We start from the raw sequence: 19,880 nt of genomic DNA on the forward strand, positions 1-19,880 counted from the left end.
CCTTCGGCTTGGGTGCAGCGGGAAATCACGCGGCACAAACGCCCCGAATTGTGGCACATGTCTACGACTTTTACATTAGGGTTGCAGTATAAAAACGTTACTTATCTGTTACTTATGCGCGTTTTCGGATAAACAGGCGCAATTCCCCAAATGTGTTCGGAGCTAACTTTCACCAGCCGAAGAACCAGCCTTTCTTTTTCAAAGAGCTTTCACAGCCCAAAAGCTGCTGGCGGTAATTGACCGCTCGTTGTTCAACCTTGCGCGCGACTCTACGCAGCCATTCTTTGGACCGATAGGTACCGCGACTATAGCCACCTTGCCCCTCGTGGTAAGCGAGATAGAGTCCGTAGCTATCCTGTTTACTGATGCCATTGCGCCGATTCGACTGATGGTTGTACCAGCCGATAAAGTCAATGGCGTCGGAAAAATCATCCCGATCAGCGCCGTAACGCCCGGCGCTGCGCTTGTACTCTTTCCAGGTAGACTTTTTAGCCTGACTGTAGCCGTAGGCATCAGAGGGCCGCGGGCCGGGAATAAAACCAAAAATCTTCTTGCGCGGCGGCCTTGCCTTGGCGACGAAGCGTGACTCCTGGTGCATGATCGCCATCATCACCGAGATAGGACTACCCCAGTCCTTCCGTGCGTCGGCGGCATCGTCATACCAGCCGCGCTTCTCTTCGAAAATGGCGCAGATATTGTCGACATTTACGGGTGGCGATGTGGTGCAGGCAGCAACAAGCAACAGCGGGGCCAGCAGGCCCAGCCGCTTCACAACTGCACACCGTAATCTCGTATTAGCTTGATAAACGCATCCTCGTCAATCACTTCAAGGCCCAACTCAGTCGCCCTGGTTAACTTCGAGCCGGCGCCGGGCCCGGCCACCACACAGTGAGTCCTGGCAGAGACACTTCCCGCCACTTTCGCTCCCAGCCCCTGCAATATCGCCTTGGCATCGTTGCGGCCCATCTGCTCCAGCTTACCGGTCACCACCCAGGTCTGCCCTGTCAACGGCAGAGCCACCTCCTCCTGCACTTCCAGGTCAGGCCAGTGCACGCCTGCATCACGCAGGGACTGCGCCACCGCCATACTGCTTTTGGAATCAAAGAACTGGCGCAAATGATCAGCGACAACAGGCCCCACATCGTCCACCGCCAATAGCTGCTCTTCTGACGCGGCGATTAGTTTTTCCCACGACCCGAAATGACGTGCCAGGTTCAGGGCCGTCGCCTCACCGACCTCTCGAATACCCAGCGCAAAAATAAACCGCGGCAAACTTGTCGCCTTGCTGTGCTCCAGTGCTTTGAGCAGCTTATCGGCAGACTTTTCGCCCATGCGTTCCAGCCCAAGAAGCTGCTCCTTACGCAGGTGGTAGAGGCCGGCTACGTTTTCTACCAGGCACTGGTCCACGAGTTGCTCTACCAACTTGTCGCCCAGACCATCCACGTCCATCGCCCGCCGCGACACAAAATGCCTGATTGCTGCCTTTTGCTGGGCTGCACATACCAGGCCGCCCATGCAACGAACAACCGCCTCCTCCTCCGCACGTTCTGTGGCAGAGCCACAGACAGGACACCTGCCCGGAAAAACTACCGGCCGCGCATCCGCCGGGCGCTTGCCGGACACCACCGAGACCACCTGTGGAATGACATCGCCGGCCCTGCGCACGATCACGGTATCACCAATCTGCACGCCCAGGCGTTCGATTTCATCGCTGTTGTGCAGAGTGGCATTACTTACCGTGACACCACCGACGAATACAGGTTCCAACCTGGCTACCGGAGTAATCGCCCCGGTGCGGCCCACCTGGAACTCAACATCCAGCAGTCGGGTCATTTGCTCCTGCGCGGGAAACTTGCGGGCGATTGCCCAGCGTGGTGCCCGGGAGACAAAGCCCAGTTTTTTCTGCAGCGCTATGCTGTTGACCTTGTAGACGATACCGTCGATGTCATACGCCAATGCGTCACGTTTGCCGGCAAGCAGATGATAGTAGTCCTCGCAGGCTGCAATGCCAGTAACGACCCGCGACTCACTGTTGATACGCAGACCCCATTCGTGAAGCCGCTGCAGAATCGCATCATGCTCCGCCGGCAGCTCTCCCTCCTCAACCAGGCCCACACCGTAGCAACACATCTCCAGATTGCGCTGCGCTGTGATCCGCGCGTCCAGCTGGCGCAGGCTGCCGGCTGCCGCATTGCGGGGGTTCACGAAAAGCTTGGAGCCCGCGTCACGCGCCTGCTGATTGAGCCGTTCAAAACCTTCCCGGGGCATGTAGATCTCCCCCCTGACCTCGAGCACCCGGGGATACCCCTCACCGCGCAGCTGCAGGGGGATTGAGGGAATGGTACGCACATTATGGGTGATGTCTTCACCGGTACGGCCATCACCGCGGGTCGCGCCACGCGTCAGTCGCCCTTCGCGATAAAGCAGGCTTACGGCAATACCGTCCAGTTTCGGTTCACAGCTGTACTCTACCGCACCTGTGTCCTCTCCCAGTCGATCAAGCACCCGCCGGTCAAACGCGGCCAACTCATCGGCGTCGAAGGCATTGTCCAGAGACAACATGGGGATTTCATGCGCTACCTGATTGAACTGCTCCAGGGGCGCTGCACCAACGCGCTGGGTAGGTGAATCAGCGGAAACCAACTCAGGATGCGTGCTTTCCAGTTCCTGCAGTTTACGCAGGGCGAGGTCATAGTCGGCATCGGGGACGCTGGGATCATCGAGAACGTAGTAACGATAGTTCCACTCCCGCAATTGCTCTCGCAGCTGCAGGACTTGTGCTGTTATCTCAGAAGCTGCCAAGAGCGAACCGCCGGAACATCAAGTCCTGGCCAGCAGGCGCCGCTCCAGGTCGCGAATTTGCTGCCGGCTATGATCCAGGGTCTGCTTGGTGAGAACACTACGAGACTCATCAAGCACATCGCCGCCAAGATTCCGGGACACCGCTTGCGCCGTTTCGAGCATGTAGTCGAAGGCCTTCATCATGTCTTCAGGGCCCGGTAACGTAAGAAAGAACACCAGGCCCGGGGTTGTGACACCTGACATGTTATCTATATCGAAAACGCCAGGCTGCATCATGTTGGCAACGCTGAACTGAATAGCGCCCTTTCCTGCCTCAAACTCGTGCCGGTGGAAAAAGTTCATATCGCCGAAACGCAGGTCGCAGGCAAGCAGGATGTGCAGAATATCTTCACCCTTGAAACCGCGAGGGTCCCGGGCAACCACATTGAGCATGAACACTTCCGGATCTATGTCCCGGGGCAGCACGCCGGGCGCTGCCGGATCGGGCTGTTCCGGCAACGTACGGTCAGCGCCCATGCCGTCCAGCCAATCCAGGTTTTCGGTGTTATCGTCCTCCGCTGAGAAGCTGGCCATCGCCGGCTCCCGCTCCTCATCACCCGCGGCATCGGCCTGATCCGCCACAGATGGTGCATCGACAGAAGCAGGTTCAGCAACCGCATCAGGTACATCGTGGCCGGCGGCCTTGAGCAGGTCTCCGCGCTGCACGACGCGCGCACCACCATTGGGCAACTCCTTGAGCCAGGAAATATCCTCCACTTCCGCTGGCGACACACTCTCTTCCTGGTCGGCCAACTTCACCTTGATCCGGGAATACTTGTCGCTGCGCACACGGCGCCATGCATCGAGCAGTACCGCCGTTATCAGCAGTACACCAATGATGACCATCCAGTCCCGTATAGTTAACTCCGACATCCCCTCGACCTATCAGCTTGCTGCCAGCTCTGCGGCTTCGTCCACATCGACAGTCACCAGGCGAGAAACGCCGGGCTCGTGCATGGTAACACCCATCAGTTGATCCGCCTGCTCCATGGTGATCTTGTTGTGGGTGATAAAGATAAACTGCACCTTCTCCGACATCTCCTTGACCATACGTGCGTAACGCCCCGTGTTGGCATCATCCAGCGGCGCGTCCACCTCGTCCAACATACAGAATGGCGCGGGGTTGAGCTGGAAGATGGAGAATACCAGGGCAATGGCCGTCAGGGCTTTCTCACCGCCCGATAGCAGGTGAATGGTGCTGTTCTTTTTGCCCGGCGGGCGCGCCATGATGGCGATGCCGGTATTGAGCAGGTCGTCGCCGGTCATCTCCAGGGAGGCGCTGCCACCGCCAAATACACGGGGGAACAGTTCCTGTAGGCCGCTGTTCACCTGGTCAAAGGTCTCCTGGAAGCGATTGCGCGTTTCCTTGTCGATTTTGCGGATCGCGTTCTCCAGGGTTTCCAGCGCGGTCACCAGGTCCTCGTTCTGCGCGTCAAGGTAGTTCTTGCGCTCCGACTGCAAACTGTACTCGTCAATCGCGGCGAGGTTGATCGGGCCCAGCCGCGCAATGCGGTTGGCGATCCGTTCCAGTTCAAGTTGCCAGGCGGACTCTGAGGCCTCTTCGGGCATGCTTTGCAATACTTCCTGCACGTCCTGGCCTGATTCCTGTAACTGCTTGTGTACGTTGTCCCGCTGTACTTGCAGCGTCTGGTTGCTGATGCGCTGGCGCTCAAGGTCACCCCGCACCGCCTCTGCACGATGCTCTATAGCTGCTCGCTGCTGCTCACACTCACGCAGCTTGTGCTCGACCTCTGCTACCGCCTGGCGGGCTGCGCCCAACTCGGATTCGGACTGCAGTCGCAACTCCAGCTGGGATTCCAGCTCCGCCTGCAGGCCGTCCAGGGGGTTGTCGTTATCATTCATGCTGCGCTGCAGGGCGTCCTTGCGTTCGCGCATCTGCGCCACCTGGCTATTGGTGCGGTCTATAGACGCGCGCATGGAGGCCAGCTGCGTTTGCAGGGACTGGTGACGCATCGCGCTCTGGTGTGCAGTGTCCTTGTCGTGACGCGCCTTTTGTCGGCAGCTATCCAGCGTGCCGCGGGTCTCATCACGCACGGAAAGCAGCTCTTCGCGGCGACGGGAGTCTGATTCCATACTCTCAATGGCCATGGATAAAAGCTGGCGCGCCTCGGCCACCGCTTCCTGCTCCTGCCGGAACTGCTCACGGGCCTCGTCCATGTCGGCATGAAGCCGTTCGCGACGCGCAGTAATCTGCTCTATCCGTGCCTGCAGTGCGGACATCTGCGAACTGTATTCCGCGTGCAGACGGGTGGCGGCCTGCAGCTCGCGCTGCGAAACCTGACGCTGTTCCTCCAGTTGCCGCAGCTGCTCCTGCGCCCGCTGCTGCTCCAGTTCAAGCGCCTGCTCACGGGCCACAGCTTGTTCCAAATCAGCTTCCAGTTGCTCCAGCTGCTGTTGGCGCTGGATCACACCACCCTGCTGATCTGCCAGCCGGGTGACACGCAGCCAGTTCGGGCCAAGCCAGACACCCTCGCGGGTAATGATTGATTCGTTGGGGGCGAGCGCGGCACGCATTGTCATGGCCTGTGAGAGGTCCTCTGCGACCTTTACACCCTGCAATAGCTGATCTGCCCGGCCCTGACTACGTACCTTGGCCGCCAGGAACTCCGGTGCTGCAGGCATCGCCTGCGTCGTCTCCACCAGCGCCAGCTGCCCCTGTTCCAGAGTGCCCAGCATGCCTCCCAGGGCGCCCAGGTTATCGACGCAGACCGCCTGCAAGTAGTCACCGAGTACTGTTTCCACCGCCAGCTGCCAACCGTCGTCAACCTGCAACTGCTCAAGCAATCGCGGCTTGTCGGCTAATTGCTGCGCTTGCAGCCACTCGCCCACGTCGGCACTGCCATCTTCCATGGCGGCTTGCTGCAGCGCTTCAAGCGAGGCCTGCCGACCACGCAGCTGCTGCAATGATGAACGCACTTCGTTCAGTTCTGCAGAAAGTTCACTGGTGCGTTCGCGAGTGGCAGATATCTGCTCCACTACCTGTTCCGCCCCACCTTCATGCTCCGCCATCACCATTTCGGTCTCGGCCAGCTGTTCGCCCAGTTCTTCCATCTCACCCTGGTCGGGGCCGGGAGCCAATGCCGCCTGCTCCTCCTCCAGCTGAACCGTGCGCGACTGGATGCGCTTAAGCACCTGTTCCAGATGCTGTATGCGCGACTGCTGGACCTCTGCCTGCTGGCGCGGCTCAGCGGCGTGCTGGTTGAACTCATCCCATTGCTGCTGCCAGGCATGCATGGCCTCCTCCGCCTGCAGCAAGGCCTCGGCACTGGACTCTTCCAGCTCCTGCAACATTTCCAGCTCGGGTGTCAGGGCTTCAACTTCCTGCTCCCAGGTCACCAGTTTGTCGCGGTCATCGCCAAGGTGGCTCTCCGCCTGGCTGAGCGCATCGCTGGTTTGCTGCAGATCATCAGCCAACTGACGGCTGCGTTCCTGCTGATGCTTGATCGTCTGCTCAATGCGCGCCACTTCCGAGCCAAGCGAGTAATAGGTGCCCTGCACGCGGTTGAAGGCATCGGTGCGGTCGGTGTGCTCGACACGATGCTGCTCGATTGCCGTGTCCACCTGCTGGTGCTCGGCGTGAACAGCTTCCAGCTTCACTTCCAGCTCACTGATTCCCTGGGTTACCGCTTTCACCTGCTGGTCCAACGCCTGCCATTGCAGGCCATGCAGCTGTGCTTTAAAGCGCCGCTCTTCCTCTTTATATTGACTGTACTTTTCAGCGGACTGGGCCTGGCGCTGCAAATGCTGCAGCTGACGCTCCAGCTCTTCACGCAGGTCAGTCAGTCGCTCGAGGTTCTCCAGCGTGCGCCGCATGCGGCTCTCGGTTTCCTTGCGCCGCTCCTTGTACTTGGAGATTCCCGCTGCCTCTTCAATAAAGACCCGCAGCTCTTCGGGCTTGGACTCAATCAAGCGCGAAATCATGCCCTGTTCAATAATGGCATAGCTGCGCGGCCCCAGGCCGGTGCCGAGAAAAATGTCAGTAATATCGCGGCGGCGGCAGCGCGTACCGTTGAGGAAGTACTCAGATTGCCCCTCGCGGGACACCAGGCGCTTGATAGAGATTTCTGCGTAGCTGGCATATTCGCCGCCTACACCGCCGTCAGCGTTGTCGAATACCAGCTCGATAAATGCCTGACCGACCGGCTGGCGATTGACCGAGCCATTGAAGATCACGTCGCTCATCGACTCACCGCGCAGATTCTTGGCGGAGCTCTCACCCATTACCCAGCGCACGGCATCAATTACGTTGGACTTGCCGCAGCCGTTGGGTCCAACGACGGCGCACATATTACTGGGGAAGTTGACGGTGGTCGGGTCAACAAATGACTTGAAACCGGCCAGCTTGATAGACTTTAGTCGCATTTAACTTTAACTACCCGCTATATCTTGCTGTTTTTTATAGGTTTATCCGGGATAAATGGCAAAAAGCCGTCACCTGGAAACACAAGATATAGTGTATAGACTTTGAACAGACAACACTATGCCCTGACTAAAAAAACCGCGAAATTTAGCTTTTGCTAGCGCCGCTCACGGGTGCCAGAACAATATTAACGATATCCCCGCCCTCGGTAGGGGCCAAAGGACCGGCACTGCCCAACCAGGTGGCATTCGCCTCGCCGGGGCGACCGTCGGGGGACACCTGCACCACGACCATTACCGACTCTGCCTGCGAGAGTTTCTGCCCCGCCATGGAATTACTGTCATCCAGGCGCAGGGTCAGGGGCAGGTCCGACCCGCGCAGACGCTGCACCGCTATAGGCATGCGGCTATCACTCTGGGCATTACGCGCAAGTACAAACACGGTATCGGCAGCGGCGATAGCCACACCAACAGGAAGGGCAACGGATATGGTGACCCCCGGCGTGGTGCCACTGACTGCCGCGGGTGCGGGTGCCGTTACAGTCGCGGCCACGGGTTCGCCCAGCCTTTCCCGGGCACTGTTGATAATACCCGAGATCATCTGCTGACTCTCAGATCCCGGCGGCTCGACCGCCAGCAAACGCTGCCAGTAGCCGATAGCGGCGCGATATTGTTCCTGTTCGAAAGCCGCCATGCCCAGCAATCCCAGCGCCGTGCGCTGATGAGGGTCGATTGCCAGGGCTTTCTCTGCACGCACTTTGGCACCGTCATCCAGTACGCGACCCGCAGCGAGATATCTCGCCTGCGCCGCGTAGGCCAGTCCAGCGGCATCTTCAGGGGCGGCGAGAGTCAATTCATCATAGACGCGTGCGGCCTTGGCATAGTCCTGGGAGCCCATGTAAAAACGACCCAGCATGGCGATATAGTGCAAATTATCCGGCCGCTGCGCTGCCCGCTTTTCAATCGTCCGCATGAGCGCGTCCATCTGCTGTGGTGTGCTGGTCTCATCCAGGGATTGCAGCTGCCGGGAGATCACCACATCTTGTGCACCGCCCAACTGGTAGTACATCGCAACACTGAAAAGCGCCACAAACGGCAGTAACAACCACGCCGGAAAGCCTCGTCCACTCGCCTGCCTGGCGTGAATAGACTCGGGCACCTGCTCATCTTCCAGTAATCGAAGTTGCGCATCGGCAGCCAGCGAGTCGTCACCCTCCTCCGCCAACTCCTGCTGACGCAGCTGATACCATTCCAGGTTCGCTCTCTCCAGGTCCTGGTCGGTACTGCCACCACGTTTCTTCATCGGTATCAGGAAGAAGACGCCGGCAAGCGCCAGTAGCAAGGCGCAAACGGCAATAAATACAGTCATGGTTTTTCAGCCTTAGCTATCAGGTCGCGCAAACGCTGTTGATCATGCTCCGTCAACGCCTGTTCACCTGTACCGGGTTTAGCCCGGCCACGCAGTGTCATCACCACGATCAGCAGGCCCAGAACAAGCAGAATGCCGGGTGCCAGCCACAGCAGTAAGGTGGCACCGCTGAAGCGCGGCCGATAGCGCACAAACTCGCCATAGCGATCGGTCATGTACTCGAGAATCTCGTCATCACTGGCACCTTTTTCCAACTGCTGGTGCAGCAGCTTGCGTAAGTCCTGGGCGATGGGTGCGTTGGAATCGGCAATATTCTGGTTCTGGCACTTGGGACAACGCAGCTCACCACTGAGGTCCTGGTAGCGTGCCTCCAACTGTGCGTCGCTGAATTCGTAGGTTTCAATAACTGCCTGGGCAGCAGTGGAAGCGAGCCCCCATGCAATAAACAGTAACACCGCGCATACCTGCCGCATTATCCTTCACCCCCATCCTGCAACTGTGCATAGATCGGCTGCAGTAAAGTAGTCCACACCCGTTCATCCACCACACCGACGTGACGATAGCGAACAACGCCCTGCGCATCGACCAGGTAGGTCTCCGGCGCACCGTAAACGCCCAGGTCCAGCCCGAGGGTGCCCTCCCTGTCAGCGATATTGGCAATATAAGGATCGCCCAATTGCTGCAGCCACTGCAGTGCGGCGGCATCTTCATCCTTGTAGTTAATGCCATAAATGGCCACACCCTGCTGCGCGAGCTCGGTCAGGTAGGGGTGCTCCACGCGACAGGACACACACCAGGTAGCCCAGACGTTGAACAATGCGACACGCCCACTGACCGCATCCTGGTTGAGCATCTGCTCAGTGCCCAGTGCGGGCAGTGAAAACGCGGGGAAAGGCTTGTCTATCAGCGCCGAGGGTAGTTCCTTGGGATCCAGCGACAGGCCGCGCAGGAGGAACAGCGCGAGGACGCCGAACAGTATCAGCGGTATGAAGAGTTTTAGCCTAGCGGGCATATTCAGCCCCATCTGCGGCACTGGCTGCACGGCTGCGCTGTCGGCGGTAGCGCTTGTCCAGAACCGTGGTGAAGGCACCAAACGCCATAAAGATCGCACCTACCCACATCCAGCGGATCATCGGCTTATAGTGCAGACGAATGGCCCAGGCGCCGCTGTCGCCTATAGGCTCGCCCATGGCAACGAACAGGTCGCGAAATACACCGGGATCAATCGCGGCCTCGGTCATTATCGAACCACTCGCCAGGTAACGGCGCTTCTGCGGTGCCATGAAGGCGACAAACTCACCATCACGGGTGACTTCAAAGCGCGCCTCATCGGCAAGGAAATTAGGTCCGCGCACCGGTGCGACTTCAATAAAGCGGAAATCATAGCCGGCCAGTGAGTCAGTATCCCCCGGGCTCATCTTGAGATCGTGCTCAATCGCATACTGGCTGGTTGCCACGACACCGATAATACAGGCGGCAAATCCCAGGTGCGCCAGCACCATACCCCAGTAGCTTGGTGTGATACGACGCAGCCCCCTGGGGAAACCCGCGGCTCCGCCCATGCGGAACCAGGTATCCCGGAGCAGGCCAAAGACCAGCCATGCCGCGAGTAATACTGCCAGTGCCACCCACAGGTTGTAATCTGCCTGCAGCATGGGGAGTGTAATCGCGCACAGCACCGCAGCGACCCCCGGCAGCAGCAGTTCAGCTTTCCAGCGCTGTGTGCTGTCGCGCTTCCAACGGGAAATCGGACCAAACGCCATCACTGGCGCCAGCAGCGCCATCAGCGGCACAAAGACGGCGTTGAAATAAGGCGGGCCCACAGAATACTTGCCCATACCCAGTGCATCCACGATCAGTGGGAACAGCGTGCCGAAGAGCACGGTCAACGTAGCCACTGTGAACACCACATTATTGAAAAGCAGCAACGACTCTCGCGAAACCCAGGAAAAGCTCACGCGACTACTGACAGCGGGCGCACGCAACGCGTAGAGGACCAGGGATCCACCTACAACGATGGCGAGAAAAACCAGAATAAACATGCCTCGCGCAGGGTCCGTGGCGAACGCGTGAACCGAAGTCAACACGCCGGAGCGCACAAGGAATGTTCCCAGCAGACTCAGGGAAAACGCAAAAATCGCCAGCAGCACTGTCCAGCTCTTGAACAGGCCGCGTTTCTCGGTCACCGCCAGCGAGTGCACCAACGCAGTACCCGCCAGCCAGGGCATAAAAGAAGCATTTTCAACCGGGTCCCAGAACCACCAACCACCCCAGCCCAATTCGTAATAGGCCCACCAGCTACCCAGCATGATCCCCAGCGTAAGAAAGGCCCAGGCCACGTTAGTCCAGGGTCGCGACCAGCGTGCCCAGGATGCATCCATTCTGCCGCCCAGAAGCGCGGCAATAGCAAACGCAAACGCCACGGAAAAACCGACATACCCCATGTAGAGCAGCGGCGGGTGAATAATCAGGCCGGGGTCCTGTAACAGCGGATTCAGGTCGTTGCCGTCGGCCGGAATGCTGGGCAGCAAGCGAGCAAAAGGATTGGAGGTGAGCAGCGAGAAGGAGATGAAACCCACGCCTACGCCACCCATTACCGCCAGTACCCGCGAGAGTACCAGCAGGGGGAGCTGCGGACTGAAGATTGCGACCGCCGCGGTCCACATGCACAGAATCAGCGCCCAGAGCAGCAGGGAACCTTCATGATTGCCCCATACGGCAGAGAATTTATAGATCACCGGCAGCAGGGAGTTGCTGTTGGCCGCCACCACGGACACTGAGAAATCGTCCTGCAGAAAAGCAACAGTAAGACAGCCATAGCTGATCGCCACAAAGACCAGCAAACCGATCGCCAGTCGCGGCGCAAGGGCCATGGCATAGGTATTGCGCCGCCAGGCACCCCAGGCCGGGACGGTTGCCAGCAGGAAAGCCAGCGCAAGACCGATAATCAGGGCAAAATGACCCATTTCAGGAATCATTGTTTCACCCCTTTGTGATCGTAGCCTGATTGTTCCAGTGCATCCATTATCTCTGGGGGCATGTAGTTTTCATCGTGCTTGGCAAGCACTTCTGAGGCCTGCAGTACACCATTTGAATCGAGTTTTCCTGAGGCTACCGCCCCCTGGCCTTCATCAAACAGGTCGGGCAGGATTCCTACATAGACGACTGCCACCGACGCCTTGTAGTCGGTGACTTCAAAACGCGTCTCCAGACTGTCATCGGCACGCTTCACGCTACCTTCTACGACCATGCCACCTACACGGATGGGCTGCCCTGCAGGCGCCTTGCCCTCTGCAACTTCAGCGGGCGCGTAAAAAAGATTGATGTTACCGCGCATCGCATAAGTAACCAGGCCAACGGCAGCACTGGAAAATACGATAATAAAAAGAACCAGGTAGAGTCGTTGTTTACGTACCGGATGCATGACTGTCCTCTTCCTTAACGGATGGGCCCTGGCTTGGAGCGCCGCGGTTACGGCGAAGTTCCCCGGAGAGTTCGGTCAGCAGGCGGCGCTGGCGGCGCAGTGGCACCAACAATAACGCGCCCACTACCACCAGGGTAATGGCGTAGGCGGACCAGACGTAAGCACCGTGACCGTCCATACTCAACATCGCGGCAAAGCTGTCGAAATACATCAGCGCGCCTTGTCCTCCGCCAGTTTTCGCACCCACTTGGTGCGTCGTTCACGGGCCAGCATCTCCCCGCGCATATTCATCAACAGCGCGCAGGTAAACAGCGCATAAAAGCTGATGATCATCAATAACAGCGGATACAGCATGCTGGCATGAATTGTCGATTCGCCCGTAAACTTGATGGAAGCAGGCTGATGCAGGCTGTACCACCAGTCCACCGACTTATAAATAATGGGGATGTTCACCGTACCCACCAGGCTCAAAACCGCGCAGGCTTTAGCGGCGGCCTCCTTGTTGTCGTACGCTTCGTAAAGTGCAATCACGCCCAGGTAAAGGAAGAGCAGGATCAGCATGGAGGTGATACGCGCGTCCCACACCCACCAGGTACCCCAGGTGGGCTTACCCCAGACTGCCCCGGTCACCAGCGCAACGAAGGTGAGGGCTGCGCCAATGGGCGCACAGGCCTTCATGGCAATATCTGCCATTTTCATCTTCCAGATCAGGCTGACGGCACCCGCCGTTGCCATCACATAGTACCCCGCAAGTGCCACCACGGCCGCCGGCACATGAATATAAATAATCCGGTAGCTGTTGCCCTGGCGAAAATCGGGCGCAGTGAACAACAAGCCCCAGGTCACACCCACGGCAAGTCCAATCAGTGTCAGCGGCACCAGGTAGCGCAGGATGGTACCGGAGATACCATACAGCCAGGGGGGGGAGCCGAGTTTATGGAAGAAGGTCCACATAGCGGCGCCGATTATACAGTGACGCCACAGGCGAACAACCAGTTACGCTGTGGGGGAATAATTATCGCTAACACTTTCTCAGGCATCCACACTAATCCTCAGGCCGGCTGCGGTGGCTATCGGCGCCAGTGCCACGGCCAGTGACAGCATTGCACCCAGTATTGCCAGATATGGCGCGGCAGGACTGCCGCTCACTGCCGCCTTCACCGCCGCACTACCAAAAATAAGTACGGGCATATAAAGAGGAAGGATCAGCAGCGAAATCAGCATGCCACCGCGGCGCAGACCCACTGTCAATGCGGCGCCGATACCCCCGACCAGACTGAGCACCGCCGTCCCCAGCAAAAGACTGAAGAAAAGCGCGACTATGCCTGTCGCCGGCAGGTTGAGCATCAACGCAAAAACGGGCGATACCAGCGCCAACAGCAGCCCCGTCACCAGCCAGTGAGCGCAGACATAGGCAAGAACCGAGAGATACAACGGTTGAGGCGACAGCAACAACTGCTCCAGGCTGCCATCGTCAAAGTCGCTGCGAAACACGCCGTCAGATGTCAGCAGATTGGACAACAGGGCAACAATCCACAGAATTCCGGGGGCGAAGTCCGCCAGGGTATCCGGCGCTGGCCCGAGGCCCAGTGGGAACAGCGCCACCACCATGGCAAAAAACAACAGCGGATTACCAATGTCTACGGGACGACGCGCTGCCAGGACCAGTTGCCTGCGTAACAGGCGAGCACAGAACAATGCGGTGCCGGGCGTGTTCACGGCAGAACCCCGGCGCTCAGGTCCAGACGGCTAACCTGGTGATCTATATTCAGCGCCTGGTGTGATGTCAGCACCACCGCCCCGCCCTGCTTCACATGCGCAGCAAACAAAGACTGAAGTTCAGCAACGCCGCTGACGTCGATCGCGGTAAAGGGCTCATCCAGCAACCATAAGGGACTGCGCGAAAGATACAGCCTCGCCAGATTAACGCGACGATGCTGCCCAGCAGACAGGGTATGACTGAGCACGTCCTCGTAGCCGTGGAGGCCTACCCGGGACAGCGCCGCCTCAATCTCGTCGTCGGTGTACTGACTCTCTCCGGACACGTGCCAGGCCAGGTTTTCGCGCGGCGTGAGCAGGGCTTTCACCGCGCTGTGATGACCCAGGTAAAGCATTGGCCCATGGCGCGCCACCCTGCCTTCAAATCCATACCGGGACAATCCGGCGAGAATACGAATCAGGCTGGTCTTGCCAGCGCCGTTGGCTCCCTCTACCAGGATGACCTGCTGAGGACGCACGGCAAATGACAGGCCGGTAAACAGCTGGCGACCGCCCCGCTCCAGGGACAAATCCTCTGCCACCAGCAGCGGCGCACTGTCGCCAGAATCGGTCAGAGGTTCACCACGTTGACCACCGGGATGTGCAGGTCCTGGTCTACCTGGTCTGCGCGCAGGCTGTTAAAGTCGAACAGTGCGCCGTCGGCAAGCTGGGAAGGCGATACGTTGCAGATGCTGCGGAAAATTGTCTCGGTGCGCCCCGGGTACTCGCGCTCCCATTGCGTCAGCATATTCTTGATCTGCACACGCTGCAGGTTTTCCTGCGAGCCGCACAGGTTACAGGGAATAATCGGAAACTCTTTGTACTCGGCCAGGCGGGCAAGGTCTTTCTCCTTGCAGTATGCGAGCGGACGAATCACCACGTTCTTTTTGTCATCCGCAAGCAGTTTGGGGGGCATGGCCTTGAGCTTGCCGCCAAAAAACATATTCAGGAACAGGGTTTCAACGATATCGTCGCGGTGATGACCCAGCGCAATCTTGTTGGCTCCGATCTGTTGGGCAAAGCCATAGAGGTTACCGCGTCGCAGTCGTGAACACAGGCCACAGGTCGTCTTCCCCTCTGGAATGACTTCCTTGACGATGCTGTAAGTGTCTTTCTCGAGTATGTGGTAGGGAACATTAAGGCCCTCGAGGAACGCGGGCAGGACGCCTTCGGGGAAGCCGGGCTGCTTCTGGTCGAGATTGACCGCAACCAGCTCAAAGCTGATGGGGGCTGCTTGCTGCAGACTGAGAAGCACATCCAGCATGCCATAGGAGTCCTTGCCGCCGGACAGGCACACCATCACCTTGTCGCCCTCCTCGATCATATTGTAATCGACGATGGCATTGCCCACGTTACGCCGCAGTCGCTTCTGCAGCTTGTTGAACTCGGTTTTTTCCTTGCGGGACAGCTCGCGCACGTTATCCTGACCGTTAGTGCTTGATTTGGCGCGCATTTTACTTGCTTCTCGGGCTTACAGTCCACCTGTGTCGCCAGCTTTGGGGCCTTCTCTTTATGAATCCGGATTCGCCTGTGTTGATTGTTCCGGGGTTCACGGCCCCGTAACAGGCAGCTGCGGGCTGGAGAGCGCTAACCACAAGCGGTGCACAGACCCGCACCGCACCGGGCCAGCACCCCATTCAGCCAAGCGGGCCATTTCCCGGCCGTATGCCGACCATAGTCGAGCCACCCTTGTATTTTGTGTGGAATGCTAACAAAATGTCGGCCCCAAACGACCCCACTACACCGTCTACGAGGAACACACCGAGATGACTACACCTGTACGAGTGACCGTTACCGGCGCTGCGGGCCAGATTGGCTACGCACTGCTCTTCCGTATTGCTTCTGGCGCCATGCTGGGCGACGACCAACCAGTTATCCTGCAACTGCTGGACATCACTCCGGCCATGGACGCACTGCAGGGTGTGAAGATGGAACTGGAAGATTGTGCCTTCCCGCTGCTGGCTGACATTGTTTGCACCGATGACCCCAATGTGGGCTTCAAGGACACCGACTACGCATTGCTGGTTGGCGCACGCCCCCGTGGCCCCGGCATGGAACGCAAGGACCTGCTGGAAGCGAACGCGGCGATCTTCTCCGTGCAGGGCAAGGCCATCAACGACAACGCCAGCAAGGACATAAAAGTACTGGTCGTGGGCAACCCGGCCAACACCAACTCATTGATCGCCCAGCGCAACGCGCCGGACATCGATCCGCGCAACTTCACGGCGATGACCCGCCTGGACCACAACCGTGCCAAGACCCAGATTGCGCAGAAGACCAACAAAACAGTCAACGATGTCACCAACATGACTATCTGGGGAAATCACTCCGCAACACAATACCCCGACCTGTTCAATTGTAAGGTGAGCGGCGAGAGCGCAATCAGCCTGGTGGACCAGGAATGGTATGAAGGCGAGTTCATCCCCGTGGTACAACAGCGTGGTGCGGCAATTATCAAAGCACGCGGCGCTTCCTCTGCCGCCTCCGCTGCCAATGCGGCCATTGACCACATGCGCTCCTGGGCGCTGGGTACTGAAGGTGACGACTGGGTATCCATGGGCGTCTATTCCGATGGCTCCTACGGTATCACCGAAGGCCTGATTTACTCCTTCCCCTGCCGTTGTGCCAACGGCGACTGGAGCATCGTTCAGGGTGTTGAAGTCGGCGAGTTCAGCCAGGCGAAGATGTCTGCTACCGAGCAGGAACTCTGCGAGGAACGTGACGCGGTTCAGCACCTGCTTCCCTAAACTCACCAACCGCTACTTCACACAACGCCAGCCTGCCAGCTGGCGTTTTTTTACGCCCGGTGACGCGCAGTTCGTTTCGAGAGCTGTGGCTGTCCTGGTTCGACATTTCGCTGGGAATGCGGCCGGTGTTGAACACCATGTCAGGCGCGAACCCGAAGCGTGGTCGCCGTGGACCTGTCCCCGAATTACTGATCTAATGCCTTGCTATGACTGAAACCAATAACACTCCATCGCAAAAGTCCTACCACCACGGCAATCTGCGCGCGGAATTACTGGATACTGCCCTGGAGCAGTTGCGCAATACGGGTGCCGAGGAGTTGAGCCTGCGTGCACTGGCACGTGCAATCGGCGTGTCGCAAACCGCGCCCTACCGTCACTTCGCCGACAAAAGCGAGCTGCTGGCTGCCATGGCAACCCGCGGCTATCGCGGCCTGTTCCTGGCCCTGCGAGAGGCAGTTGCAGCAGCCGGCGATGACCCGGACGAACAGATGCTGGGGGTGGCTCACGCCTACGTGGACTATGCAGCGGAAAATCCACAGCTATTCAAATTGATGTTCGGTCCGGCAGTACAACCTGCCGCGCGCTACCCTGAGTTGCGCGAGGCCAGCCGGGAGACACTGCACCTGGTACAGGAAATCATTCAGCGCGGTATCGACATGGGACGCTACCAGACGGAAGAGAACGTGATTTACCTGGCCAATGCAGGCTGGTCGGGAATCTACGGCCTGGCAACGCTGCGCATTGATACACCGGAGCTGTTCGAACGCTATATCGACCTGCATAAGCAGGTTGAACTGGGTGCGCGCACCTTTCTTGCGGGCATTCGCAAGAGCGGCACCTAGACACTGACGGGCAGGCCAGAAAAACCTGGCACTGCAGACTTATAGCTCGCGCAACACGGCAACCGGCGGATGTGACACCACCCGCCGACAACTGAATACTCCCAGCCCCGCGATCAAAACCACGCCTGCACCAATCCCCAGGGGCCACAACCAGGGTGTTGGGGAGTACTGCATGTCCATGGCTGTTACCTGCAGTATCGCCACGGAGATTTCTGCCGCTATGGTTGCCAGCAGTCCGGCAAACAACCCCAGGGCGGCGAACTCAATCAAAAGCCCGCCCAGGATCAATTGCTTGCGTGCACCCAGCGCACGCAGGATAGAACTCTCGTGCAGGCGTTCATCCACACTGGCCTGCACTCCGGCGATCAGAACCAGCGCACCCGTGGCCAGGATCACCACGAGCACCAGTTCAATAGCGCCTGAAACCTGCTGGATGATGCTGCGGATCTGCTCGATAACCAGGTCCATCTCGATAACCGTGACCGTGGGAAACTCGCGGATAAAGTCGTTGAGAAACACCTTGTTATCCGGATCCAGGTGAAAGCTGGTCATAAACGTTGCCGGATAGCTGGCCAGCACCTCGGGCGGAAATACCATGAAGAAGTTTGGCCGCATGGACTGCCAGTCAAGGCTGCGCAGGCTACTCACCGTCACGTCCAGTGGCTGGGCACCCACCAGCATGGAGAGGCGGTCGCCGACCTCTATTCCCATGCGCTGGGCAAACTCGAGTTCCACCGAAACCATGGCGGCATCCGTACCCGGTTGCCACCAGTCACCGGCTACCAGTTCATTGCCCTCGGGCAGGGTTTCCGACCAGGTGAAGTTGACCTCACGTTGACGCGGGCCATCCATGTCGGCCTGGTCGCGCGTGGGCAGATCTACCCCCTGCACCGCCATGATACGGCCACGAATCATCGGATACAGCGCCTCACTGCTGATACCCTCCTCGCGCAACCTCTGGTCAACCGCCTGCACGTCGCCCGGACCAATGTTGATCATAAAGTGATTCGGTGCGTCCTCCGGTAGCTGGGTCTGCCATTCGTCTACCAGCGAAGTCCGCACCAGCACCAGAACCAGTAACAGCATTATCGCCATGGCAAAGATCACCACCTGCAGCGCATTGGCTGCGCCTCGCCGCTGCAGACCGGCCAGCGCCAGCCGCCAGATGCTGCCCGCACTCATCCCCACCAGGCGCCCACCCTTAAGCAGAGTCATCGCGAGGCCCATCCCGAGGGTGACGGTGACCGCAAGTCCCGCCAGCAATGCCAGCGTCAACCGCCAGTCTCCGCTGTACCACAGCATCAGCAATGACACCGCGACCAGGCCGAACAAATAATCGCCGGAGGTACCGCGGGTGAATACAGCGACATCTTTACGCAACACACGCAGCGGACTGGCCTGGCCCAGCCGGCGCAGCGGCGGCCAGGCAAAACTCAACAGACAGGTCAGGGCTGTCGCACTGCCGATCAGGTATGGTCGCGGCCCGCTGGGGCCCGGTTCAACCGGGAGCTGGTCGGCAAACAGGGTAAAAAATAAGGCCTGAATACCCCATCCCAGCAGACAACCGCAAACCGTGGCCACAGCGCCCAGCAGCAACAGACTTTTGCCATAGAGCTGGTTGATCGCGCCGGAGGTCGCCCCCAGGCTCTTCATCACCGCCACGTAATCATTGTGCCGCTCGCTGAACCGACGGGCCGCCAGTGCGATAGCAACGCCCGCCAGAACCACTCCCAGACTGCCGGCGAGCAGCAGAAAGCGTTCGGCCCTGTCCAGCGCGTTGCTGATACCGGGCTGCCCGTCACTGACCGTCATCAGTCGCTGGCCGGGGGCGAGCTGCGGTTCCAACCACTGGGTGAAATCCGTCATATCACCCACGTCTCCGGCATAAAGCTGCCTGAATTCGACGCGGCTGCCGGGCTGGATCACCTCCGTCGCGGCGATATCCTCGTAGTGCATAAGCAGACGCGGTCCATAACCGAACATGCCCGCCGCCTGGTCAGGCTCGCCGCGCACCGCCCCGGTTACCTTGAGCTGCGCTTCTCCGACCTGCACCGCGTCGCCCAGCGTGACATCCAGTAGCGGAAAGAGTCGTGAGTCCAGCCAGACCGTGCCGCGCCGCGGGCCATTGGTGATCGTTACTGCATCGCCAAACGGCTGCTCACTGAACTTGAGGTCCCCGCGCAATGGATACGCATCTGACACGGCCTTGATGGACGCCAACTGCATGGCGTCTCCCTGGGCATAGACCATGGACGGAAAGGTGAGAGTGGTGGCTACGCGCAGCCCCGACGCCTGCGCCTGCTGCAACCACTGAGCGGGCATCTCGCGCCCGCTGCGCACGACAGTGTCGGCGGCCAGAAAGCGATGGCTCTCCAGTTCCAGCGCGGCTTGCAGTCTGGTAGTGAACGCACTGATACCCGAAACCACGCCCACCGCCAGAATGAGGGCCATCATCAGAACACCCAGTTCACCGCCGCGCCAGTCCCTGGCGAGCATACGTGTGGCAGTGACAGACACGC

Annotated in this window: 17 protein-coding genes; 2 read left to right on the plus strand and 15 right to left on the minus strand. The window is 59.1% G+C overall.

From position 1 onward, the window contains the following. Positions 1–169: 169 nt before the first annotated feature. The 14 genes from C0039_RS17375 to ttcA all read right to left on the minus strand — a co-directional run bounded on the left by C0039_RS17375 (position 170) and on the right by ttcA (position 15,225). Positions 170–772, minus strand: coding sequence for a transglycosylase SLT domain-containing protein (locus C0039_RS17375; protein WP_076001126.1), 603 nt, complete (start codon positions 770–772; stop codon positions 170–172). After that, positions 769–2,802, minus strand: a complete 2,034-nt coding sequence (gene ligA / locus C0039_RS17380) for an NAD-dependent DNA ligase LigA (RefSeq protein ID WP_101518791.1) — start codon at positions 2,800–2,802, stop codon at positions 769–771. The genes C0039_RS17375 and ligA overlap by 4 nt, the downstream gene beginning before the upstream one ends. 18 nt (positions 2,803–2,820) lie before the next feature. Next, positions 2,821–3,714, minus strand: a complete 894-nt coding sequence (gene zipA, locus C0039_RS17385) for a cell division protein ZipA (protein WP_101518792.1) — start codon at positions 3,712–3,714, stop codon at positions 2,821–2,823. A 12-nt stretch (positions 3,715–3,726) separates the two neighbouring features. After that, positions 3,727–7,224, minus strand: coding sequence for a chromosome segregation protein SMC (smc, locus tag C0039_RS17390; RefSeq protein WP_101518793.1), 3,498 nt, complete (start codon positions 7,222–7,224; stop codon positions 3,727–3,729). Positions 7,225–7,369: 145 nt separating this feature from the next. Beyond that, a complete protein-coding gene (gene ccmI, locus C0039_RS17395) occupies positions 7,370–8,590 on the minus strand; it encodes a c-type cytochrome biogenesis protein CcmI (protein WP_101518794.1) in 1,221 nt (406 codons plus the stop codon). Continuing rightward, positions 8,587–9,063: a cytochrome c-type biogenesis protein gene (locus tag C0039_RS17400; protein ID WP_101518795.1), complete on the minus strand. Its 477-nt coding sequence runs from the start codon at positions 9,061–9,063 to the stop codon at positions 8,587–8,589. The genes ccmI and C0039_RS17400 overlap by 4 nt, the downstream gene beginning before the upstream one ends. Further along, positions 9,063–9,602 carry a DsbE family thiol:disulfide interchange protein gene (locus C0039_RS17405; protein ID WP_076001121.1) on the minus strand — a complete coding sequence of 180 codons (540 nt, stop codon included), beginning with the start codon at positions 9,600–9,602 and terminating at the stop codon, positions 9,063–9,065. Before C0039_RS17405 ends, C0039_RS17400 begins: the two co-directional genes overlap by 1 nt. Next, the gene (locus C0039_RS17410) at positions 9,592–11,568 is read right to left on the minus strand and encodes a heme lyase CcmF/NrfE family subunit (RefSeq protein WP_101518796.1); all 1,977 of its coding nucleotides are present in this window, start codon (positions 11,566–11,568) and stop codon (positions 9,592–9,594) included. The genes C0039_RS17405 and C0039_RS17410 overlap by 11 nt, the downstream gene beginning before the upstream one ends. Continuing rightward, on the minus strand, positions 11,565–12,014 hold the full coding sequence (gene ccmE / locus C0039_RS17415; protein ID WP_076001119.1) for a cytochrome c maturation protein CcmE: 450 nt from the start codon (positions 12,012–12,014) through the stop codon (positions 11,565–11,567). Before ccmE ends, C0039_RS17410 begins: the two co-directional genes overlap by 4 nt. After that, positions 11,998–12,225 carry a heme exporter protein CcmD gene (gene ccmD / locus C0039_RS17420; RefSeq protein WP_076001118.1) on the minus strand — a complete coding sequence of 76 codons (228 nt, stop codon included), beginning with the start codon at positions 12,223–12,225 and terminating at the stop codon, positions 11,998–12,000. The genes ccmE and ccmD overlap by 17 nt, the downstream gene beginning before the upstream one ends. Beyond that, positions 12,225–12,968, minus strand: a complete 744-nt coding sequence (locus C0039_RS17425; RefSeq protein WP_101518797.1) for a heme ABC transporter permease — start codon at positions 12,966–12,968, stop codon at positions 12,225–12,227. Before C0039_RS17425 ends, ccmD begins: the two co-directional genes overlap by 1 nt. Before the next feature lie 78 nt (positions 12,969–13,046). Continuing rightward, the gene (ccmB, locus tag C0039_RS17430) at positions 13,047–13,733 is read right to left on the minus strand and encodes a heme exporter protein CcmB (protein ID WP_076001117.1); all 687 of its coding nucleotides are present in this window, start codon (positions 13,731–13,733) and stop codon (positions 13,047–13,049) included. Continuing rightward, positions 13,730–14,314, minus strand: a complete 585-nt coding sequence (gene ccmA / locus C0039_RS17435) for a cytochrome c biogenesis heme-transporting ATPase CcmA (RefSeq protein ID WP_341476655.1) — start codon at positions 14,312–14,314, stop codon at positions 13,730–13,732. The genes ccmB and ccmA overlap by 4 nt, the downstream gene beginning before the upstream one ends. Positions 14,315–14,343: 29 nt before the next feature. Further along, positions 14,344–15,225, minus strand: a complete 882-nt coding sequence (gene ttcA / locus C0039_RS17440) for a tRNA 2-thiocytidine(32) synthetase TtcA (protein ID WP_076001115.1) — start codon at positions 15,223–15,225, stop codon at positions 14,344–14,346. A 313-nt stretch (positions 15,226–15,538) separates the two neighbouring features. Here ttcA and C0039_RS17445 point away from each other — a divergent pair, with 313 nt between their 5' ends. Both C0039_RS17445 and C0039_RS17450 read left to right on the plus strand, forming a co-directional pair. Continuing rightward, the gene (locus tag C0039_RS17445; protein ID WP_076001114.1) at positions 15,539–16,519 is read left to right on the plus strand and encodes a malate dehydrogenase; all 981 of its coding nucleotides are present in this window, start codon (positions 15,539–15,541) and stop codon (positions 16,517–16,519) included. 206 nt (positions 16,520–16,725) lie between these two features. Further along, positions 16,726–17,361, plus strand: coding sequence for a TetR/AcrR family transcriptional regulator (locus tag C0039_RS17450; RefSeq protein WP_076001113.1), 636 nt, complete (start codon positions 16,726–16,728; stop codon positions 17,359–17,361). 39 nt (positions 17,362–17,400) lie between these two features. Here the strand turns inward: C0039_RS17450 and C0039_RS17455 are convergent, their stop codons facing one another. Further along, positions 17,401–19,878, minus strand: coding sequence for an ABC transporter permease (locus tag C0039_RS17455; protein WP_341476656.1), 2,478 nt, complete (start codon positions 19,876–19,878; stop codon positions 17,401–17,403). Positions 19,879–19,880 lie beyond the last annotated feature (2 nt).

It is taken from the genome of Pseudohalioglobus lutimaris, from assembly GCF_002866825.1.
GTDB classification, from domain to species: Bacteria; Pseudomonadota; Gammaproteobacteria; order Pseudomonadales; family Halieaceae; genus Halioglobus; species Halioglobus lutimaris.